The 17,537-nt window shown below is 52.5% G+C and carries 20 protein-coding genes and 1 pseudogene; 16 read left to right on the top strand and 5 right to left on the bottom strand.

What is annotated here, in order from left to right:
* Nucleotides 1-129: 129 nt before the first annotated feature.
* The 3 genes from GVJ63_RS19755 (at nt 130) to GVJ63_RS19745 (ending at nt 1,985) form a co-directional block, all read left to right on the top strand.
* The gene (locus GVJ63_RS19755) at nt 130-666 is read left to right on the top strand and encodes a tetratricopeptide repeat protein (protein WP_022624294.1); all 537 of its coding nucleotides are present in this window, start codon (nt 130-132) and stop codon (nt 664-666) included.
* Between the two features lie 87 nt (nt 667-753).
* Nucleotides 754-1,203, top strand: coding sequence for a sigma-70 family RNA polymerase sigma factor (locus GVJ63_RS19750; RefSeq protein ID WP_022624293.1), 450 nt, complete (start codon nt 754-756; stop codon nt 1,201-1,203).
* On the top strand, nt 1,200-1,985 hold the full coding sequence (locus GVJ63_RS19745; protein ID WP_159227267.1) for an anti-sigma factor: 786 nt from the start codon (nt 1,200-1,202) through the stop codon (nt 1,983-1,985). The genes GVJ63_RS19750 and GVJ63_RS19745 overlap by 4 nt, the downstream gene beginning before the upstream one ends.
* Before the next feature lie 22 nt (nt 1,986-2,007).
* On the opposite strand, the gene GVJ63_RS19740 is transcribed toward GVJ63_RS19745, so the two are convergent.
* The gene (locus GVJ63_RS19740; protein WP_033786444.1) at nt 2,008-2,586 is read right to left on the bottom strand and encodes a YceI family protein; all 579 of its coding nucleotides are present in this window, start codon (nt 2,584-2,586) and stop codon (nt 2,008-2,010) included.
* A 698-nt stretch (nt 2,587-3,284) separates the two neighbouring features.
* Here GVJ63_RS19740 and arnB point away from each other — a divergent pair.
* The 7 genes from arnB to arnF are packed head-to-tail and all read left to right on the top strand — an operon-like array spanning nt 3,285 to nt 10,633.
* Complete coding sequence (gene arnB / locus GVJ63_RS19735) at nt 3,285-4,421, top strand: UDP-4-amino-4-deoxy-L-arabinose aminotransferase (protein WP_129063427.1); 1,137 nt, start codon at nt 3,285-3,287, stop codon at nt 4,419-4,421.
* Between the two features lies 1 nt (nt 4,422).
* Nucleotides 4,423-5,406 (top strand): undecaprenyl-phosphate 4-deoxy-4-formamido-L-arabinose transferase, encoded by a 984-nt coding sequence (arnC, locus tag GVJ63_RS19730; protein WP_010257142.1) that lies wholly within the window; start codon nt 4,423-4,425, stop codon nt 5,404-5,406.
* Nucleotides 5,403-7,382, top strand: a complete 1,980-nt coding sequence (gene arnA / locus GVJ63_RS19725) for a bifunctional UDP-4-amino-4-deoxy-L-arabinose formyltransferase/UDP-glucuronic acid oxidase ArnA (RefSeq protein WP_159227266.1) — start codon at nt 5,403-5,405, stop codon at nt 7,380-7,382. The genes arnC and arnA overlap by 4 nt, the downstream gene beginning before the upstream one ends.
* Nucleotides 7,382-8,284, top strand: a complete 903-nt coding sequence (gene arnD / locus GVJ63_RS19720) for a 4-deoxy-4-formamido-L-arabinose-phosphoundecaprenol deformylase (RefSeq protein ID WP_159227265.1) — start codon at nt 7,382-7,384, stop codon at nt 8,282-8,284. The genes arnA and arnD overlap by 1 nt, the downstream gene beginning before the upstream one ends.
* Nucleotides 8,284-9,951 (top strand): lipid IV(A) 4-amino-4-deoxy-L-arabinosyltransferase, encoded by a 1,668-nt coding sequence (gene arnT / locus GVJ63_RS19715; RefSeq protein ID WP_159227264.1) that lies wholly within the window; start codon nt 8,284-8,286, stop codon nt 9,949-9,951. The genes arnD and arnT overlap by 1 nt, the downstream gene beginning before the upstream one ends.
* Nucleotides 9,951-10,271, top strand: a complete 321-nt coding sequence (gene arnE, locus GVJ63_RS19710) for a 4-amino-4-deoxy-L-arabinose-phosphoundecaprenol flippase subunit ArnE (protein ID WP_010257131.1) — start codon at nt 9,951-9,953, stop codon at nt 10,269-10,271. Before arnT ends, arnE begins: the two co-directional genes overlap by 1 nt.
* The gene (arnF, locus tag GVJ63_RS19705) at nt 10,268-10,633 is read left to right on the top strand and encodes a 4-amino-4-deoxy-L-arabinose-phosphoundecaprenol flippase subunit ArnF (protein WP_010257128.1); all 366 of its coding nucleotides are present in this window, start codon (nt 10,268-10,270) and stop codon (nt 10,631-10,633) included. The genes arnE and arnF overlap by 4 nt, the downstream gene beginning before the upstream one ends.
* Nucleotides 10,634-10,737: 104 nt before the next feature.
* Here the strand turns inward: arnF and GVJ63_RS19700 are convergent, their stop codons facing one another.
* Nucleotides 10,738-10,929: a hypothetical protein gene (locus GVJ63_RS19700; RefSeq protein ID WP_233267992.1), complete on the bottom strand. Its 192-nt coding sequence runs from the start codon at nt 10,927-10,929 to the stop codon at nt 10,738-10,740.
* A 177-nt stretch (nt 10,930-11,106) separates the two neighbouring features.
* Here GVJ63_RS19700 and GVJ63_RS19695 point away from each other — a divergent pair.
* The 3 genes and pseudogenes from GVJ63_RS19695 to GVJ63_RS19685 all read left to right on the top strand — a co-directional run.
* Nucleotides 11,107-11,382: pseudogene (locus tag GVJ63_RS19695) on the top strand (SAM-dependent DNA methyltransferase); the annotation flags it as partial.
* A gap of 119 nt (nt 11,383-11,501) precedes the next feature.
* The gene (locus GVJ63_RS19690) at nt 11,502-11,834 is read left to right on the top strand and encodes a type II toxin-antitoxin system RelE/ParE family toxin (RefSeq protein ID WP_031292300.1); all 333 of its coding nucleotides are present in this window, start codon (nt 11,502-11,504) and stop codon (nt 11,832-11,834) included.
* A complete protein-coding gene (locus tag GVJ63_RS19685; protein WP_022624282.1) occupies nt 11,831-12,121 on the top strand; it encodes a helix-turn-helix domain-containing protein in 291 nt (96 codons plus the stop codon). Before GVJ63_RS19690 ends, GVJ63_RS19685 begins: the two co-directional genes overlap by 4 nt.
* Nucleotides 12,122-12,390: 269 nt before the next feature.
* On the opposite strand, the gene GVJ63_RS19680 is transcribed toward GVJ63_RS19685, so the two are convergent.
* The 3 genes from GVJ63_RS19680 to pqiB form a co-directional block, all read right to left on the bottom strand.
* Nucleotides 12,391-12,678, bottom strand: coding sequence for a type II toxin-antitoxin system RelE/ParE family toxin (locus GVJ63_RS19680; protein ID WP_010257115.1), 288 nt, complete (start codon nt 12,676-12,678; stop codon nt 12,391-12,393).
* Nucleotides 12,675-12,926 (bottom strand): type II toxin-antitoxin system Phd/YefM family antitoxin, encoded by a 252-nt coding sequence (locus GVJ63_RS19675; RefSeq protein ID WP_033759975.1) that lies wholly within the window; start codon nt 12,924-12,926, stop codon nt 12,675-12,677. The genes GVJ63_RS19680 and GVJ63_RS19675 overlap by 4 nt, the downstream gene beginning before the upstream one ends.
* Before the next feature lie 140 nt (nt 12,927-13,066).
* Nucleotides 13,067-14,719, bottom strand: a complete 1,653-nt coding sequence (gene pqiB / locus GVJ63_RS19670) for an intermembrane transport protein PqiB (RefSeq protein WP_159227263.1) — start codon at nt 14,717-14,719, stop codon at nt 13,067-13,069.
* A gap of 594 nt (nt 14,720-15,313) precedes the next feature.
* On the opposite strand from pqiB, the gene GVJ63_RS19665 reads away from it, so the two are divergent.
* The 3 genes from GVJ63_RS19665 (at nt 15,314) to yahO (ending at nt 17,323) form a co-directional block, all read left to right on the top strand.
* Entirely contained in the window at nt 15,314-15,640 is a 327-nt protein-coding gene (locus tag GVJ63_RS19665; RefSeq protein WP_010257107.1) for a DUF3302 domain-containing protein, read from the top strand.
* A 1-nt stretch (nt 15,641) separates the two neighbouring features.
* Nucleotides 15,642-16,778 (top strand): HlyD family secretion protein, encoded by a 1,137-nt coding sequence (locus tag GVJ63_RS19660; protein ID WP_033786324.1) that lies wholly within the window; start codon nt 15,642-15,644, stop codon nt 16,776-16,778.
* A gap of 275 nt (nt 16,779-17,053) precedes the next feature.
* On the top strand, nt 17,054-17,323 hold the full coding sequence (yahO, locus tag GVJ63_RS19655; RefSeq protein ID WP_010257103.1) for a DUF1471 family periplasmic protein YahO: 270 nt from the start codon (nt 17,054-17,056) through the stop codon (nt 17,321-17,323).
* Nucleotides 17,324-17,537 lie beyond the last annotated feature (214 nt).

Raw genomic sequence — 17,537 nt, 5'->3', positions numbered from 1 at the left:
TGGCAAAGAAATAATTTTATTTTTATCGAATAGAAACCGGCGCTGAGCTGTTTACCTTACAGCGCCGCGCTAGCGGACTGCATCCGGCGGGCTTTATCGCCTGTCTCACAGACCCGATAAGGATAAATTATGACAACGCATTCTGGTTTTTCTCTGCTTGCCGTTCCGGCACTGCTGCTGATGCTGCACTCTCCGCTGAGTATGGCGATGGGCGACAATGACAGTGATAAAAAGACGCCTGACTGCCCCAAAGGTCAGGTCTATGACAGTCACACTAAAAGTTGTGTGCCTGAGAAGACCAGCAAGCTGAGTGACGACGATAAAACCCGCTATGCCTGGCATCTGGCGAAAAAGGGCGAATATCAGGCGGCGCTGAACCTGCTGGATACGCTGAAAAATCAGGATACCCGCGAAGCCTGGAACTATCGTGGTTACGCTACCCGTAAACTGGGCCGCACGGACGAGGGCATTGGCTATTATCAGCGCGCCATTGCACTTGATCCCCGTTACGCTAAAGTGCGTGAATATCTGGGCGAAGCCTGGATGATCAAAGGGCGTCCGGATCTGGCGCGCGAACAGTTAAAAACCATTGCCGGGATTTGTGGCACAGACTGCGAGGAGTACCGCGATCTGCAGGCCGCAATCAATGGCCACCCCGAGGTCTGATGCAGCAGGGAGGAGCGAAAAATCACTCACAGTGACATCCGTCAGCACCTTGCGGAACATCTGACGCGGCTCTGGCGTTACGGCTATGTGCTGTCACACAACCGTGACATGGCAGAAGAGCTGGTGCAGTCAACCTGCGTACGCGCGCTGGAACGCAGCGCGCAGTTCACGCCGGGCACACGCATTGATCGATGGCTTTTTTCGATCCTTCACTCCATCTGGGCCAGTGATTTACGGGCGCGAAAGGTCCGGCAGGGACAGGGATTCGTGGATCCCGATGCGCTGCTGGCCGCAGATAACCACACCACCAGCGACGACAACCGCCATTTCCAGCGCATTATGCTACAGGTTAACGCCTTACCCGAGGCGCAGCGTAATGCACTGTTTCTGGTGTATGTCGAAGGTCTGACCTATCAGGAGGCGGCAGAGACGCTCTCGGTTCCCATTGGCACTATTATGAGCCGTCTGGCCGCCGCACGTGCCACGCTGGCCAGACAGCCGGCGACCTCGCCCGCACCGCAGGAGAAACGGAGATGAACAGGGAAACTTTTACGCCACCGTGGCGCGATGAGGCAATCGTTGCCTGGCTGGATGGTGAGATGACGCCACAGGAAGCCGTGCAGTTTGAGCAGGCGATGGCAGGGGATCCCGAACTGGCGGCACGGGTTGAGCATTTACAGCAAAGTAATCTCGATTTTGAACAGGCTTTTGCGCCGCTGCTGGAACAGGCACCGCAGGCCAGAATGGCACAGCAACTGGCAGCCATCACGGCACCAGAGTCAATGCCAGCCAAAGGCTACAGCCGTCGGGTTCTGATTGCTGCGTCTGTCAGCTTTTTGCTGGTGGGCAGCGGCATCGGTTTCCTGGCAAGACCGGAAGATGAAGAGAAAGATGAAAGCCAGAATATCCGCGATCTGGAGGCGCGTTATATGTCGCTCTACAGTGCTGAAACGCTGGCCGACACACCTGATGACGCCGCCATGCTGCAAAGGGGGCTGGACCGTACCCGACTCGATTTAGGATTGCAGCTGCATCAACAGCAACTCAGCCTGCCAGGGGCTGAACTGAAAATGGTGCGGATCCTGCGCTATGAAAGAACGTCAATAGCGCAGATCGCCTGGCTGCATGCTGATTATGGCCCGATGGCGCTCTGTATCTCGCCTGAGCCGGACAGCGCGAATCCGATCGCCCATGAAAAGCGCCATGGCATGCAGCTGGCCTGGTGGAAGCGTGACGGCTATCAATATGTGCTGATTGGCCGCAACCCACCGGCTCAACTGGCTGCCACAGCGGAAACATTGCAGACAGCACTCAGTTAATCGGACCCTTCAGCGGTTACCGCTACAGCGGCTTTCTGCCCTGCGCGGCAATGGCCAGCGCAATGTTGACGCGATCATCAACCACCCCGACCAGCCGATCCATCCCGAAGGCTGAGCGAGAGATGGCGGTGGAGGCATGCAGCGCCAGCGAACCTGAAGCCGGATCAATTGTCTTTCCGCTGTCCAGCGAGGCCAGCATCACGACTGGCCGGCTGACATTTTTAACCGTCAGCACACCAAAAATACGGTAATTGCCGCCACCCAGTGAGGCCACGCGACTACTGACAAAGTGAATGTTTGGGTAACGCTCTGCATCAAAAAACAGGTTACTTTTCAGTTGCCAGGTTAACAGGCTGTTCGAGGCCACCAGTGTCCCTACCGGAATAGTCACTTCAATACGATCGTCACGGTCTTCATCAGGATTGAGTGTCACCGTGCCGCTCACACCCTGCAGTCTGGCCTGCGAAAATTGGTGACCAAAGGCGCGCCATGAAAGGCCTATCGACGTTTTATCGGGGGTAATGGCATAGGTTACCGGCGCGGCGTAAAGCACCGGGCTGAGCAGGGCTAACAGAGTGCATAAACAGGCGGCACGCATCATCACTATTTTCTCTTTTTTAGGCAGACCCAACGTTAACGCCTGAAACCGCGATCCTATTCACTTTTTTTAGCACTGTTTTTACCTTACAGGCACAGATAATCTGACAGATATTAACTGACTGTCACCTGAGAATCACCAAAGTGTAATGATTATTGCAAGGGCAGAACATTAATAACGAAAAATATTAAGAATACATTAAGACGGCTTTATTAATCTGTGATTCATCCTGAGATGAGCGGAGCGCTATTTTTTTCGATGTGATACTGTGAGTAGCAGACTGAATTTAGCCCAGCAATTTCAGCGTGTTAATTTTTCTTTCCAGAAGTGACTTCATTCGGATGAGCTGAATCCTGCTCTGGTGACTGACAGAGCCTGCTGATTTTAAACAAAATATCAATAAATCAAAAAGAGTTGAGGTCAGGGCTATTATTAGCCATTTAATAGTGAACTTTTTCTGAAATCCTTAACTTGCTCTCCCTTGATTTTATTTCAATTCACACTCTTCATTTAATGTTCAGTTAACTTTCATACGGTAGTTTGTATTAGCAGTCCGGTAACCTTAATTCCAGAACGGGAAAGCGTGGTGTCGATAACACCCTGGCCGACTGTGAGTCATTCGCTATTTCAATTATTTTCCGGCGTTGTGCCTGATTAACAACGCGCGACAGCTTATGGGTTTGATCTGCAGGAGTTTTAGCATGGATTTTTTGCCATTTTCCCGGCCTTCATTCGGTGATGAAGAGCTGGCTGCTGTTAAAGCGGTATTTGACTCTGGCTGGATAACGACCGGCGCAAAATGCGCCGAACTGGAGCAGGCCTTTGTTCAGATGACCGGCAACCAGCACGCCATTGCAGTAAGCTCTGCCACTGCCGGAATGCATGTCACGCTGATGGCGATGGGGATCGGGCCTGGCGATGAGGTGATCACGCCGTCCATGACCTGGGTCTCTACCCTGAATCTGATCACGCTTCTGGGTGCCACGCCGGTGATGATTGATGTGGATCCCGACAACCTGATGGTCACGCCGGACCGGATAGCGCAGGCGATTACGCCCCGCACCCGCGCCATTATTCCGGTGCATTACGCTGGTGCACCTGCCGATCTCGCGCCAATCTATCAACTGGCTCAACAGAATGGCATCGCCATCATTGAAGATGCGGCTCACGCGGTGGGCACCACTTATTGCCAAAAACCGGTCGGGCATCGCGGCACGGCGATTTTCTCTTTCCATGCCATCAAGAATATCACCTGCGCGGAAGGGGGCCTGGTGGTGACCGATGACGCCACTCTCGCCGATCGTATACGCAGCCTGAAGTTTCATGGCCTGGCGGTGGATGCGTTTGATCGTCATACCCAGGGGCGTCTGCCGCAGGCGGAAGTCATGATGCCGGGCTTTAAATACAATCTGCCCGATATCAGCGCGGCGATTGCGCTGGTGCAGTTACAGAAACTGCCGGGCTTTATTGCCCGCCGCCGTGAGATTGCTGAACGCTATCTTGAAGCGCTGCGCACGCTGCCGTTCACGCCGCTGTCACTGCCCGCCTGGCCACATCAGCATGCGTGGCACCTGTTTATTATTCGCATTGATGAACAGCGCTGCGGTCTGTCGCGCGATGCCTTTATGCAGGCACTGAAGACGCGGGATATCGGCAGCGGATTGCATTTCCGTGCGGCGCATACCCATAAATATTATCGCGAGCACTATCCCGATTTACGTCTTCCCGCCAGTGAACTTAACAGCCAGCAGATGTGTTCGATTCCACTGTTTCCGTCAATGACGGATCAGGATGTCGAACGTGTGATTCAGGCTTTACATGACATTGCCGGAGCCTGAGATGCGCGATATCAAACCGATCAACATGCTCTCCGTGGTCATCCCGGTCTATAACGAGCAGGAGAGTCTGCCGGAGCTGCTTCAGCGCACCTGCGCCGCCTGTGACTCAATTAAGATTGAGTATGAAATTCTGCTGGTGGATGACGGCAGCAGCGATCGTTCTGCCGAACTGATTGAACAGGCCGCCACCGTTCCCGGCAGCCGGATAACCGGCGTGCTGCTCAACCGCAACTACGGTCAGCATTCCGCCATCATGGCCGGATTCAGCCAGGTTCGTGGCGATCTGATTATTACGCTGGATGCCGATCTGCAGAACCCGCCGGAAGAGATCCCGCGGCTGGTTGACGCCGCGCGTCAGGGTTATGACGTGGTGGGTACCGTCCGTCAGCAGCGCCAGGACAGCTGGTTCCGTCGTAAGGCCTCGCGCACGCTCAACCGGCTGATTCAGCGGGTCACCGGCAAGGCGATGGGCGATTACGGCTGCATGCTGCGCGCCTACCGTCGCCACATCGTCGAGGCGATGCTCAACTGTCACGAACGCAGCACTTTTATTCCGATCCTGGCCAACACCTTTGCCCGACACACCATTGAGCTGCCGGTGATCCATGCCGAGCGCGCTTTTGGCGATTCGAAATACAGCTTTATGCGCCTGATCAACCTGATGTACGACCTGGTGACCTGTCTGACCACCACACCGCTGCGATTGCTCAGCGTGGTCGGCAGCCTGATTGCGCTCTCAGGCTTCGCCTTCTCTTTGGTGTTGATCGTGTTGCGACTCTTTTTTGGTGCGGCCTGGGCGGGTGACGGCGTCTTCGTGTTGTTCGCCGTGCTGTTCATGTTTATCGGCGCCCAGTTTGTGGGTATGGGACTGCTCGGGGAGTACATCGGGCGCATTTACAACGACGTTCGGGCGCGTCCGCGCTATTTCGTTCAACGCATTGTTCACGCTCCAGAAGAGCCTTCAGTACAGGATATTCAATCATGAAGACCGTTGTTTTCGCCTATCACGACATGGGCTGTGTCGGCATCAATGCGCTGCTGAGTGCAGGCTATGAAATCACCGCCATTTTTACTCACAACGATGTGGCGACCGAAAACCACTTTTTCGGCTCAGTAGCCCGTCTGGCGGCAGAGCATGGCATTCCGGTCTATGCACCTGACGAGGCGAATCACCCGATCTGGCTTGACCGCATCCGCACCATGGCACCAGAGATGATCTTCTCCTTCTACTATCGCCATCTGCTGAGTGATGAGATCCTGCAATGCGCTCAAAAGGGTGCTTTTAACCTGCACGGCTCGCTGCTGCCAAAATATCGCGGCCGGGCACCGCTGAACTGGGCGCTGGTCAACGGCGGAACTGAAACGGGCGTTACGCTACATCGCATGGTGAAGCGCGCGGATGCCGGTAATATTCTGGCGCAGCAGAAGGTCGCTATTGAGGATCAGGACAACGCGCTGACACTGCATCGTAAACTGACCCAGGCTGCAGAGCAGTTGCTCGGCGACGTTTTACCTCGTCTGCGCGAGGGTAAGGTGAGTGAATGGCCACAGGATGAAAGTCAGGCGACACGGGTAGATCGTCGCACGGCCGAGGATGGCCGCATTGACTGGAATCAGCCTGCTCAGACGATTCACAATCTGGTCAGAGCGGTTACCGATCCGTGGCCTGGCGCATTCGCCTTTGCCGGTTCGGTTAAATTTATCGTCTGGAAGAGCCGGGTTCATCCGCAGCAGCATCAGGCAAAGCCAGGGACGGTACTCTCTAAGCAGCCATTCCTGATCGCCTGTGGCGAAGGCGCGCTGGAAATCCAGACCGGCCAGTCCGAGCATGGCGTTTACATGAATGGCAGCCAGCTGGCGCAGAGTCTGGGCATCGTCCCTGGCGCACTGCTCTATTCAAAACCGCAGTCAGCGCTGCAACGTCGTACCCGCGTGCTGATCCTTGGCGTTAACGGCTTTATCGGTAATCATCTCACTGAGCGTTTGTTACAGGATGAGCATTTCGAGGTCTATGGCCTGGATATCAGTTCAGACGCGATCAGCCGCTTCCTGGATCATCCGCGCTTCCATTTCGTCGAAGGGGATATCGCTATCCATTCCGAATGGATTGAGTATCACATCAAAAAATGCGACGTCATCCTGCCGCTGGTAGCCATCGCCACGCCAATTGAGTACACCCGCAATCCACTGCGCGTGTTTGAGCTCGATTTCGAAGAGAACCTGAAAATCATTCGCGACTGTGTGAAGTATCAGAAGCGCATCATTTTCCCATCCACTTCAGAAGTTTACGGCATGTGTACCGATGACAGCTTCGATGAGGATTGCTCTAATCTGGTCGTCGGGCCGATCAACAAACAGCGCTGGATCTACTCGGTATCCAAACAGCTGCTGGACCGCGTTATCTGGGCCTACGGCGAAAAAGAGGGGCTGCGTTTTACCCTGTTCCGTCCGTTCAACTGGATGGGACCGCGTCTGGATAACCTTAATGCAGCGCGCATCGGCAGTTCCCGCGCGATAACCCAGCTCATTCTTAACCTGGTAGAAGGCTCGCCCATTAAGCTGATTGACGGCGGCAAACAGAAGCGCTGCTTTACCGATATTCAGGATGGCGTTGAGGCGCTATTCCGCATTATCGAAAACAAACAGCTGAATTGTGATGGTCAGATCATCAATATCGGTAATCCGGACAACGAAGCCAGTATCAAAGAGCTGGCCGAGCAGCTGCTGGCCAGCTTTGAACGTCATCCGCTGCGCAGCCAGTTCCCGCCGTTTGCCGGTTTCCGCGAAGTAGAAAGCAGCAGCTACTACGGCAAAGGCTATCAGGATGTGGAGCACCGTAAACCGGCTATCCGCAATGCGCGTCGCCTGCTCGGCTGGACACCGACCGTGACGATGGATGTCACTATCGACAACACGCTCGACTTCTTCCTGCGCACCGTTGAGCCACAGGCTGATAAGTGATGAAGAAGATCGGTCTGCGGATTGACGTAGATACCTGGCGCGGCACGAAGCAGGGCGTGCCGGCGCTGCTTGAGCTGTTCCGGCGTCATGCGGTGCGGGGCAGCTTTTTCTTCAGCGTGGGACCAGACAACATGGGCCGCCATCTCTGGCGGCTGGTGAAACCGGCGTTTCTTATGAAGATGCTGCGCTCCCGCGCCGCGTCGCTCTATGGCTGGGACATCCTGCTCGCCGGAACGGCCTGGCCGGGAAAACAGATGGGACGGAGATTGCGGCACATCATGCAGGACGCCACTCGTCAGCACGAAGTCGGTCTGCACGCCTGGGACCATTTTGCCTGGCAGACCTGGGCCGGTGTCTGGCCGCAGGATAAGCTGGTTGAGCAGATAGCACGTGGCACCGAAACGCTGAGTGAGATACTCGGTCATCCTGTCAGCTGTTCGGCCGTCGCGGGCTGGCGAGCCGATGGCCGGGTGATCGCCGCCAAACAGGACTTTGGCTTTCACTACAACAGCGACTGTCGCGGCAGCGGCCCGTTCCGGCCCATGCTGCCGGATGGACAGATTGGTACTGTACAGATTCCGGTGACGTTGCCCACATGGGATGAAGTGGTTGGCCGCGAGGTCAGCGCAGAAGGCTATAACGACTACATTCTGGCGAAAATGCTCTCTTCTGACGATGGGGCGGTCTACACCGTGCATGCCGAAGTCGAAGGGATTATCGGCTACCCGGACTTTGACCAGCTGCTGGCTGTTGCGGACCGTCACGGCATTCAGTTCTGCCCGTTAAGCGAGCTGCTGCCCGACGATCTGACTACTTTGCCAGTGGGTAAAGTAGTCAGGGGCGAAATCCCCGGACGGGAAGGGTGGCTGGGCTGCCAGAAACTGACTGAAGAGGCGAACTAGTGCGGATACGTAACAACACGAAGTGGCTACTTTTTTTCAGCTTTTTTATTCTCTATTACCTGCTTCCGCCGATGTTCCGCGATCTCTGGCAGCCGGATGAGACCCGTTATGCGGAGATCAGCCGGGAGATGCTGGCAACCGGTAACTGGGTGACGCCACACTTCTTCGGTCTGCGCTATTTTGAAAAACCGATTGCGGGTTACTGGGTCAACTCGCTGGGTCAGTGGCTGTTTGGCCACAACAACTTTGGCGTGCGGGCGGGATCGATATTCTCTACGGCGATGACCGCCGTGCTGATCTACTGGCTCGGCAGGCGGTTGTTTGGTTCGGCACGCACGGCTGCCGTCGGCACGATTATTTTCCTCAGTTCGCTGCTGGTCTATGGCGTTGGCACCTATGCGGTGCTCGATCCGATGCTGATGCTCTGGCTGGCTGCCGCGATGTGCAGCTTCTGGCTGGCGACGGAGGCCAGCGGACGCGCCGGGCGGGCGGGCGGCTATCTGCTGCTGGGTCTCGCCTGCGGCATGGGGTTTATGACCAAAGGCTTTCTGGCGCTGGCAGTGCCTGTGCTGGCGATTCTGCCTTGGGCGATCTGGCGGCAGCGACTGCGCGAACTGCTCTGCTTCGGTCCGCTGGCTCTACTCTCAGCCGCGGCGATCAGCGCACCCTGGGCGCTGGCGATCTATCATCAGGCACCGGATTTCTGGCACTACTTCTTCTGGGTTGAGCATATTCAGCGCTTTGCTGAGGACAATGCCCAGCACAAAGCGCCTTTCTGGTATTACCTGCCGGTTCTGCTGCTGGGAACGCTGCCGTGGCTGGCGCTGTTACCGGGCGCATTGATGACCGGCTGGCGCGAGCGTCAGCAGCATCCCGGTGCGCTCTATCTGCTGAGCTGGACGGTGATGCCGCTGCTGTTTTTCAGCCTGGCAAAAGGCAAGCTGCCAACCTATATCCTGCCCTGTTTTGTGCCGCTGTCGCTGCTGATGGCGCACTATGGCCTGAACGCCGCACAGCGGGCAGGGCGCGTATTAACAGTCAATGGCGGGCTCAACCTGATTTTCGGCATCATTACCCTGGCAACGGTCGTGCTGGTGCTCGCTCCCTGGAGTGTGACGCATCATCCGCTGTTCGCCACGCACGAGATGCTGAAGCTTGCGCTGGGGGCACTGGCATTTCTCATCTGGGGGCTGGTGGGCGCATATAGCTGCCGCTCTGCACAGCGCCGCTGGCTGGCGGCCGCGCTTTGCCCGCTGGGCGTCGCCCTGTTTATTGGCACGGCAATCCCGGATAAAATCCGCGACGCCAAACAGCCGCAGCGCTTTGTCTCGACGATTAGCCAGCGTCTGGCCTCAAGTCACTTTATCCTGGCGGACAATCCCGGCGTGGCATCTGCCGCAGCCTGGCATCTGCAACGTAGCGATATCGGCTTCTATGACACCAAAGGCGAGCTGGAATATGGGCTGGGCTACCCTGATGCGCAATCCCGCTTTGTCTCTCAGGCGGACTTCGGCGGCTGGCTTGCCGATCATCGCCGTACGGGAAGCGTATCACTGCTGTTGCTGGTTGATTCAGTACACAGTGATATCGGCGAGGATGTTCCGGTGCCGGACGCCGTCTATCGCCAGGGCAGGCTGGTCTGCCTCTATTACAGTCAGATGAAGTGATGCTGCTGCTGATTGTACTGGTCAGTCTGCTCAGTTGCAGCGCGCAACTGTGCCAGAAACAGGCGACTCACGCGGCATCGCGCCGGGTCCGCTTAAGCTGGATTGGGGTGAGCGTGCTGTTGCTGGGTGTCGCGATGCTTCTCTGGCTGCTGGTGCTGCAGCGGGTGCCTGTCAGCCAGGCCTATCCGATGCTGAGCCTTAACTTCATTTTCGTTGCGCTGGCAGGACGCATCCTCTGGCGCGAGCGCCTGACGCTGCGCCAGATCTTCGGCACGCTACTGGTGGTGACGGGTGTGGCGCTGATGGCGAGCCAGCTATGAAAGGGTATGGATGGGTCGCATGCAGCGTGCTGCTGGTCTCAGCGGCACAGCTGATGATGCGCTGGGCGATGCCGCGTCTGCCCGATGTCAGCAGCATAACGTCGCTGCCTGCTGTTGCCCTGCTGCCCGCCTTGCTGCTGCTGGCCGGGCTGGGCGCTTATGGTGTTTCAATGCTCTGCTGGATTCGGGCGCTGCGCTATTTTCCGCTGAACCGCGTCTATCCGCTGCTCAGCCTCAGTTATGTGCTGGTGTGGCTGGTGGCTGTCTGTCTGCCGGTATTCCATGAGGCGTTCAGCTGGCACAGCCTGGCGGGCGTAGTGATTATTGTCATCGGCCTGCTGTGTATCGTGGTTAAGCCCTGATTTAAGAATATTGTTAGTGTTTTCGCATCAACTACGCCTTTTATTAGCGTTTTTGGGCAGCGAGTAACTCTCGCGGCATTAAAGTATTTGCGGTAAACGGCGGGTCAGCAAAGCGGTTTTATCTTTGCAGCCAGCTCGCCAATATCGCTGACGATCAGATCAGGCACAGGCGCCAGCGGATACAGTGCCTGCCCTTTGCGGGTAACAAATGCAGTTTTCATGCCTGCACGTTTTGCTCCACCCACATCCCAGCCATGCGCAGCCACCATCATGCACTCTGAGACGGGCTTGCCCATCTCCTTCATCGCTTACTGATGCGCTGGGGAGACTCTATCCGCTGAAACAGGCATGCAATGAGAACGGGGACTGTGAAACGTTCATGTTTGCAGAAATGTACTGCGGCGGGATAACGGACATTTATGCCTGTATCGGTGTGCGTTACTTCCGCCTGCTTAATTACACCCACATGACCGATGCTACCTTATGCAGATTGCCTGATTGAAGCCGGATTTAATCCATCAGTTCAGATGTCCGTCAGTTGATTTGATATTGATCCTGTCACGGTGGATATGGCGTTTATACAGCTTTCCCTGCTGGGCATTGCAGCCGAGGTTGTCACCGGTAATACGCTGACGCTGGAGTTTAACCGGGTGCGCTATACACCGGCTTACTATCTCAACGATTTTGAAGAACGTCTCAAAAGCCAGCGCCGGATCAAGGCGATGCTGGATTTTATCAGAGCAATGTAGGCCATGGACAAAACAGCAGGAAACTACATGGTAGGGAAGCAGTGGTTACGGGTTTGTATGGGGTGCATGAGTAATGCAGAAATTGCACAATATACGAAATTTCGTATAATGAGGTGATGATGCGTAAGAAAATCAGTTTTATTGACAGCAGTCTTGAGGATCTACGGGCTTTCCCGGAAGAGGCCCGCACCGCATCAGGGTATCAGCTTGACCTGATCCAGCAGGGACTGGAGCCGGACGACTGGAAGCATTTTGCTACGGTAGGTCAGGGAGCACGTGAAATCCGAATCCGGGGTAATGACGGCATTTTCCGGATCATGTATGTCGCCAAATTTGAAGAAGCCGTGTATGTGCTGCACTGTTTCCAGAAAAAGACACAAAAGACCAGCCAGAGTGACGTAGAACTTGCCCGAAATCGTTATCGCCGATTGGTTGAGGAGCGTAAAAAATGAATATTCAGACTTTTGATAATGTGTGGGACGCTCTTAGCGAAACGCCAGAGCAGGCGGAAAATATGAAACTCCGCGCCGAGTTAGTAGGCCGCCTGAATAGCTGGATTAAACGTAATGGCCTGAATCAGGCCACTGCTGCTGCTGCGCTGGGCGTTTCACAGCCCAGAGTGTCCGAGCTGGCAGGAGGTCGGATCAACTGCTTTTCAATTGATAAGCTGGTCAGCATGATGTCACATGCCGGACTGCACATAACCAGTATTGAGATAAGCGAACCAGAGGAAGCTTGAGCTGCCTTTTTGCATCGCGCGAACTGCCAGGACGGTAGCCCCTTCGGGGCAGGATAAACCCGGTGCTGATGCACCGGCTATACCCTTTCACCTGACCGTCTTCATCCCTTCCCATCTGACGCTGATAGCTTGCCGTTTCTGCTATCAAGTGACACTACCAAATTGGCCATCTGCAGAAGTGCGCATAATACTAATTATGTTAAATAAAGTGTCTGATTATCAATATCGCTTGAATTACGTCAATACTCATCGGACACAGCCCTCCCTCCCTACCGCATCCTCTCACTGGCAAGATGATAAACATCGCTGCGCTCGCGTTTACCCACAGCAACAACGGCAATCACCAGCTGATCGTCTATTACCTGATAAACCAGGCGAAACCCGGACGCTCTGAGTTTGATTTTATAGCAGTCTTTAATCCCACGTAGTCTGGCAGAAGGAATATGGGGATTGTCACAACATTTCTTCAGTTTTTTGGCAAACTGCTGCTGGAGAGATTTGTCCAGCTTCTGCCATTCTTTAAATGCCTCTTCCCTGAATTTGACGGTATAACTCACAAAAGCGCATCCAAATCGACATCAATTAACGGCTGTTTGCTACGTTCACTGACCAGCTTAACCAGTTCCTGATCGTCAAGGGCATCAAGCATTTGTTCATAAAGCTCAGCCGGGACGCAATAGAATGCAGGCTGGTTGCGGTTAAGAATGGCGACAGGATAACCGTCACCTGCATTAACCGTGGCCATTGGATTTTTCTTCAGTTCGCTTACGCTGGCACTGGTATCGCTTAAAATAATGTTTGGCATAGAGCCTCCAGGACTGCTTAACAGGTCTTTATAGTAGCAGCCTGAAGACCTGGTAACCAGTCTCTTTCGGTAGATACAAATGGCTATTTTTGATGAACTGCAAAGGCTGAATGAGCTATTTGAAATGCCGGAAGATGGGGTTATTTTTCATTTCTCTTTTTCGCGCCGACAGGAACAGGATCGTCAGTTGCAGCATCCTGAATAATCAGCGCATTGCTTTTCTTATCTAAGGTCTTGAGTAGCGGCTGCAATTCTCTGAGTACAAGGTCCAGACGCTGCATATCCCCCGTCAGTTTTTGATATACGGGCGAGCCAGGCTGAATACCTTTTATGCTGCGGCTGAGCTGTTGCAGGCTTTGCTGCATATCCTCAGACAGTGTTTTCATTGCAGGGCTGCTGATAAATCCATCAATATGCCTGAGCGATTTTTGTATTTCTGTCATGGTGCGCTGACTTTGTTTTAGCGTACCGGTCGCAACTGAAATCAGTGGCCGAAGCGGAAGACTGTTCATCTTATCCACTATAGCCACAATCTTTTGCTGTATCTGGTTTAAACCACCAGGCGTTGTGGGGATGACTTTGTAACCCGCGACGATATCCGGTCCTTTGTCGGGCTCAACATTTGCATAATAGTCTAAGTCGATAAACAGCGAACCGGAAAGCAGACTGCCTGTTTTCAGCGAGCCTCTTAACCCCTGTTTTTTACCCAGCTGTAACTTTTTCTCCAGGTCAAAGTCTTCCCTCATACCGCTCATGAATCTCTGGGGTTCAATGTGAATCAGTACGGGAACCTCATAATGGCTGCGAAAATTCTGGGTTATCTCTGGCGAGTTAAAAGGAACCTGAGCAACCGTCCCCAGGCGTATTCCACGAAACTCGACAGGCGCGCCTGCCTGAAGTCCGCGAACAGAATCGGAAAAGAACATCACGAAGTCGAGGTGTTCGGTATAACGAGAATTCGCGATGCTTCGCAGATCGTCATAAAGAGTATAAGTTGCTACGCCCTTAACCGGCTGGCCCAGGGCCACGCCTTCAGGCAGGTCAAAACTGACCCCGCCACTTAATAATGTGGTGATGGACCCCATCTCCACGCGCATCCCGGATGAGGATAAATCTACAGCAATCCCACTATTCTTCCAGAAACGAACGTTTGAGGTGACAAGCTGATCAAAGGGCGAAGCGATAAAAACCTGATAACGCATCATCCTTTTTTCCATATCAAACCGGCTGTTCTCGACTGACCCGACACGCAGGCCGCGAAACAGAACCGGGTAGCCCGGCATGAGTTGCCCCGCTTCACGACTATTAAGCGTGATTCTGATCCCGTTTGCATTCGGTGAGGCCTGGGGAGGCGCATCTGACAGCCGATAGCGTTCCGGCGCTGGCCCCGGAGAACCTGGCTGTAAGGCTATATAGGCGCCTGAGAACAAGGTACTTAAGCCCGTTATCCCCTCGAATCCAATTTCAGGCCTGACCACCCAAAAAGCGCTATTGCCGTGCAATAGTTTTTGCATACCAGTGTGCATGCGAACCTTGATCTCGACGTGCTTAAGATCGTCAGTAAGCTCGGTACTTTCAACGACACCCACATCAATGTTGCGGTTTTTTATTACGGTTTTACCTGCCTTAATCCCCTGTGCGTTTTCGGTCATCAGAATCACCAGAGGTCCCTGCTGGCTTTTATGGTAATACAATAAAAAGGCACCGATGAGCAGCGTGACAAAGGGAATGATCCAGACAGAAGACCATCTTTTGTTGGGGTTTACATGAGCACTATCCGGCTTATCCGACAAAGTATGGACTCGTGTAAGAACAGAGTAACCTGAACTTTTCAGGGCGTTCTGTTGAAGCAGGATTCGATCCCGGGGCTATGTATTCGCTCGTCTTTCCTGAGGCCATGATAGTTAATCTCATCATTAAGCGTTAAATTTCGATAAGTCAGGATCATAAAATCTGCTATCAAACGGAGATCCATTATTTTCCAGTAAATAATGGATCGGATAATTCGCAACAACGTCGGGACAGGATAGTTAATAAGTATAAAGATATTTTTTTAAATAAAGCTTTAGAAATACAAATCTGTGATCAACGTTTCATGTTATTTTAATAAAATCAAATCAATCAGTTACCAACATCATGGAGGTTAGCGACTCAAAATAAAGTGGAATAATCCTGCGTTTAAAGTGTAATAAATCCACTAAAATCATCACCAATGAACAGTATTGCCCAACTACGTCATTGCTGAAGTGCCTCAAATCCCTGAGCGCTGCATGACTTTATGGTATTGCGTCTGTCAACGAGGTGTGTCAGGTTAACTCTTTTACGAATTGAAATATTCTTGCAGCCGATCTATTTTTACTTCGCATTCCAATTTAGCAGAGGCACCTATGTTCCTTAACTATTTTGCTTTGGGTATGCTGATCTTCGTTTTCATAATTATTTTTTATGGAATTATCGTTCTTCATGATATTCCTTATTTAATCGCAAAGTCCCGTAATCATCCTCATGCCGATGCCATTCACGTTGCAGGTTGGGTGAGTTTGTTTACACTGCATGTCATATGGCCTTTCCTGTGGATCTGGGCCACGCTTTATCGTCCTGAGCGCGGCTGGGGGATGCAGAGTCAATACACTTCATTACTGGAACTGCAGCAGCGCGTAGCAGAACTGGAGCGTTTACAGGCTGATTCGAAACCGCTGCGACCGGAGCGATGATATGGATCTGCTCATTATTTTAAGCTACGTTGCGATAGCCTGGGCTGTTTTTAAAATATTTCGCATACCCGTCAATAAATGGACAGTGCCAACAGCGGCCCTCGGTGGCGTTTTTCTGGTCAGCGCGCTAATTCTGCTAATGAATTATAACCATCCCTATACGTCACTGGCACAAAAAGCGGTTGTCGCGATTCCTGTTACTCCACAAGTGACCGGCGTCGTAAATGAAGTTACTGATAAAAAAGAAGTGCTTATTAAAAAGGGAGAAATGCTCTTCACCCTGGATCAGACACGTTATAAGGTCCGCGTCGAAAGATTACAAGCCGACCTGAGCACCGCTATTAACAATATTGAAGCGATGAAAGGACAATTAAGCGAAGCCGTTGCCTACACAACCCATGTATCTGCTGAGCGGGATAGATTATTTCTGGACTATCAACGCTATCTCAAAGGCAGTAAGGCGAAAGTCAATCCATTCTCCGAACGTGACATTGATAATGCCAGGCAGGCATTTCTGGCGCAGGATGCCCTGGTAAAAGGTTCACTGGCGGAACAGGAGCAGCTCAGAAGCCAGTTGACCAGTGTATCAGGAGGAGAACAATCCCAGATAGCCAGTCTGCGCGCGCAATTAGCAGAAGCCCGGTATAACCTGGATCAGACGGTTGTTCGCGCACCCAGTGATGGTTATGTCACTCAGGTCTTAATCCGTCCCGGAAGCTACGCAGCCGCCCTGCCGCTGCGCCCGGTCATGATATTCATTCCTGTACAAAAACGTCAGATCATTGCTCAGTTCAGACAAAATTCCCTGCTTCGCCTGACGGCGGGAGATGAAGCAGAGGTCGTTTTTAATGCCCTTCCGGGACAGGTATTCTCAGGAAAACTGCTCAGAGTTTTGCCAGTGGTTCCAGGCGGAGCTTATCAGGCACAGGGAACGGTGCAATCACTGAGCCTTGCTTCAGGTTCTGATGGCGTATTAGCCATAATTGAATTAAACCCAAATCAGGACGTTGATGCATTGCCAGACGGCATATTTGCTCAGGTTGCGGTCTATTCTGACCACTTCACGCATGTTTCGGTCATGCGTAAAATTTTGCTGAGAATGACCAGCTGGGTGCATTACCTCTACCTGGATCACTGATGATGATAAATATATCCTTAACTTTCCATCGATTAACCGTTTGCCCCCTTTCAGAAGAAGTTAATCAGAACAGTTATGAGCGGCCTGACTTTGTAATAAGCCCTGATTTGAAATTACCCTGAAAACACGATGAGTGGTTAATTAAATTACTGATCGGTTATCACAAAACAGGATCGTAAATAAGCTTTTGAAATAGCTGTTTGCATTGAATATGCTATGTTTTAAATGTAGTTACGAATTCTAATCGTCTTTTATAACATTCCGAGGATACGCATATGAAAAAATTAATTTTTGGTGTGGTTATTTGCTCTTTATCGTTTGGCTCATTTGCTGCCGAAATGATGTCAAAGAATGATTTTATGAAAGTGAAGGATCAGTATGAAAAGATAGGCGATATCTCAACATCAGGTGAGACCAGCCCTTCAGATGCAAAAGCGGAGCTATCAGAAATGGCCGATAAAAAAGGCGGCGATGTGTTCGTGCTGACCTCAGCCAATACGAATAACAAAATTAAAGGTACCGCTGATGTATACAAGAAAAAATAGCGAAATAACGAAGCTATCTGTCTGAAATACAGACTGAAATAGATGATTTTTTTCGGAGCCTCAGGAAATATGTTCTTAATACAGGTTAATCGATGCCCTTTACTAACGTAAAGGGCATCTTTCTTACAGCACCATCAGGACTTTAAACCGTTTTCAGCGAGGATGAGCTGAACGTCGGTGACAGGACCTTATCTGCCCAGGCTGATGCGCGGAT

The organism is Pantoea sp. 18059 (assembly GCF_902706165.1).
In the GTDB taxonomy this organism is placed as follows: Bacteria; Pseudomonadota; Gammaproteobacteria; order Enterobacterales; family Enterobacteriaceae; genus Pantoea; species Pantoea agglomerans.
This window is presented reverse-complemented; position numbering and strand designations above follow the sequence as displayed.

What these genes read in the sequence shown, in the direction of transcription:
- GVJ63_RS19755 (WP_022624294.1), top strand. Translation starts at nt 130, where the DNA reads ATGACAACGCATTCTGGTTTTTCTCTGCTTGCCGTTCCGGCACTGCTG.
- GVJ63_RS19745 (WP_159227267.1), top strand. Translation starts at nt 1,200, where the DNA reads ATGAACAGGGAAACTTTTACGCCACCGTGGCGCGATGAGGCAATCGTT.
- GVJ63_RS19740 (WP_033786444.1), bottom strand. Translation starts at nt 2,586, where the DNA reads ATGATGCGTGCCGCCTGTTTATGCACTCTGTTAGCCCTGCTCAGCCCG.
- arnB (WP_129063427.1), top strand. Translation starts at nt 3,285, where the DNA reads ATGGATTTTTTGCCATTTTCCCGGCCTTCATTCGGTGATGAAGAGCTG.
- arnC (WP_010257142.1), top strand. Translation starts at nt 4,423, where the DNA reads ATGCGCGATATCAAACCGATCAACATGCTCTCCGTGGTCATCCCGGTC.
- arnA (WP_159227266.1), top strand. Translation starts at nt 5,403, where the DNA reads ATGAAGACCGTTGTTTTCGCCTATCACGACATGGGCTGTGTCGGCATC.
- arnD (WP_159227265.1), top strand. Translation starts at nt 7,382, where the DNA reads ATGAAGAAGATCGGTCTGCGGATTGACGTAGATACCTGGCGCGGCACG.
- arnE (WP_010257131.1), top strand. Translation starts at nt 9,951, where the DNA reads ATGCTGCTGCTGATTGTACTGGTCAGTCTGCTCAGTTGCAGCGCGCAA.
- arnF (WP_010257128.1), top strand. Translation starts at nt 10,268, where the DNA reads ATGAAAGGGTATGGATGGGTCGCATGCAGCGTGCTGCTGGTCTCAGCG.
- GVJ63_RS19700 (WP_233267992.1), bottom strand. Translation starts at nt 10,929, where the DNA reads ATGGGCAAGCCCGTCTCAGAGTGCATGATGGTGGCTGCGCATGGCTGG.
- GVJ63_RS19690 (WP_031292300.1), top strand. Translation starts at nt 11,502, where the DNA reads ATGCGTAAGAAAATCAGTTTTATTGACAGCAGTCTTGAGGATCTACGG.
- GVJ63_RS19685 (WP_022624282.1), top strand. Translation starts at nt 11,831, where the DNA reads ATGAATATTCAGACTTTTGATAATGTGTGGGACGCTCTTAGCGAAACG.
- GVJ63_RS19675 (WP_033759975.1), bottom strand. Translation starts at nt 12,926, where the DNA reads ATGCCAAACATTATTTTAAGCGATACCAGTGCCAGCGTAAGCGAACTG.
- GVJ63_RS19665 (WP_010257107.1), top strand. Translation starts at nt 15,314, where the DNA reads ATGTTCCTTAACTATTTTGCTTTGGGTATGCTGATCTTCGTTTTCATA.
- GVJ63_RS19660 (WP_033786324.1), top strand. Translation starts at nt 15,642, where the DNA reads ATGGATCTGCTCATTATTTTAAGCTACGTTGCGATAGCCTGGGCTGTT.
- yahO (WP_010257103.1), top strand. Translation starts at nt 17,054, where the DNA reads ATGAAAAAATTAATTTTTGGTGTGGTTATTTGCTCTTTATCGTTTGGC.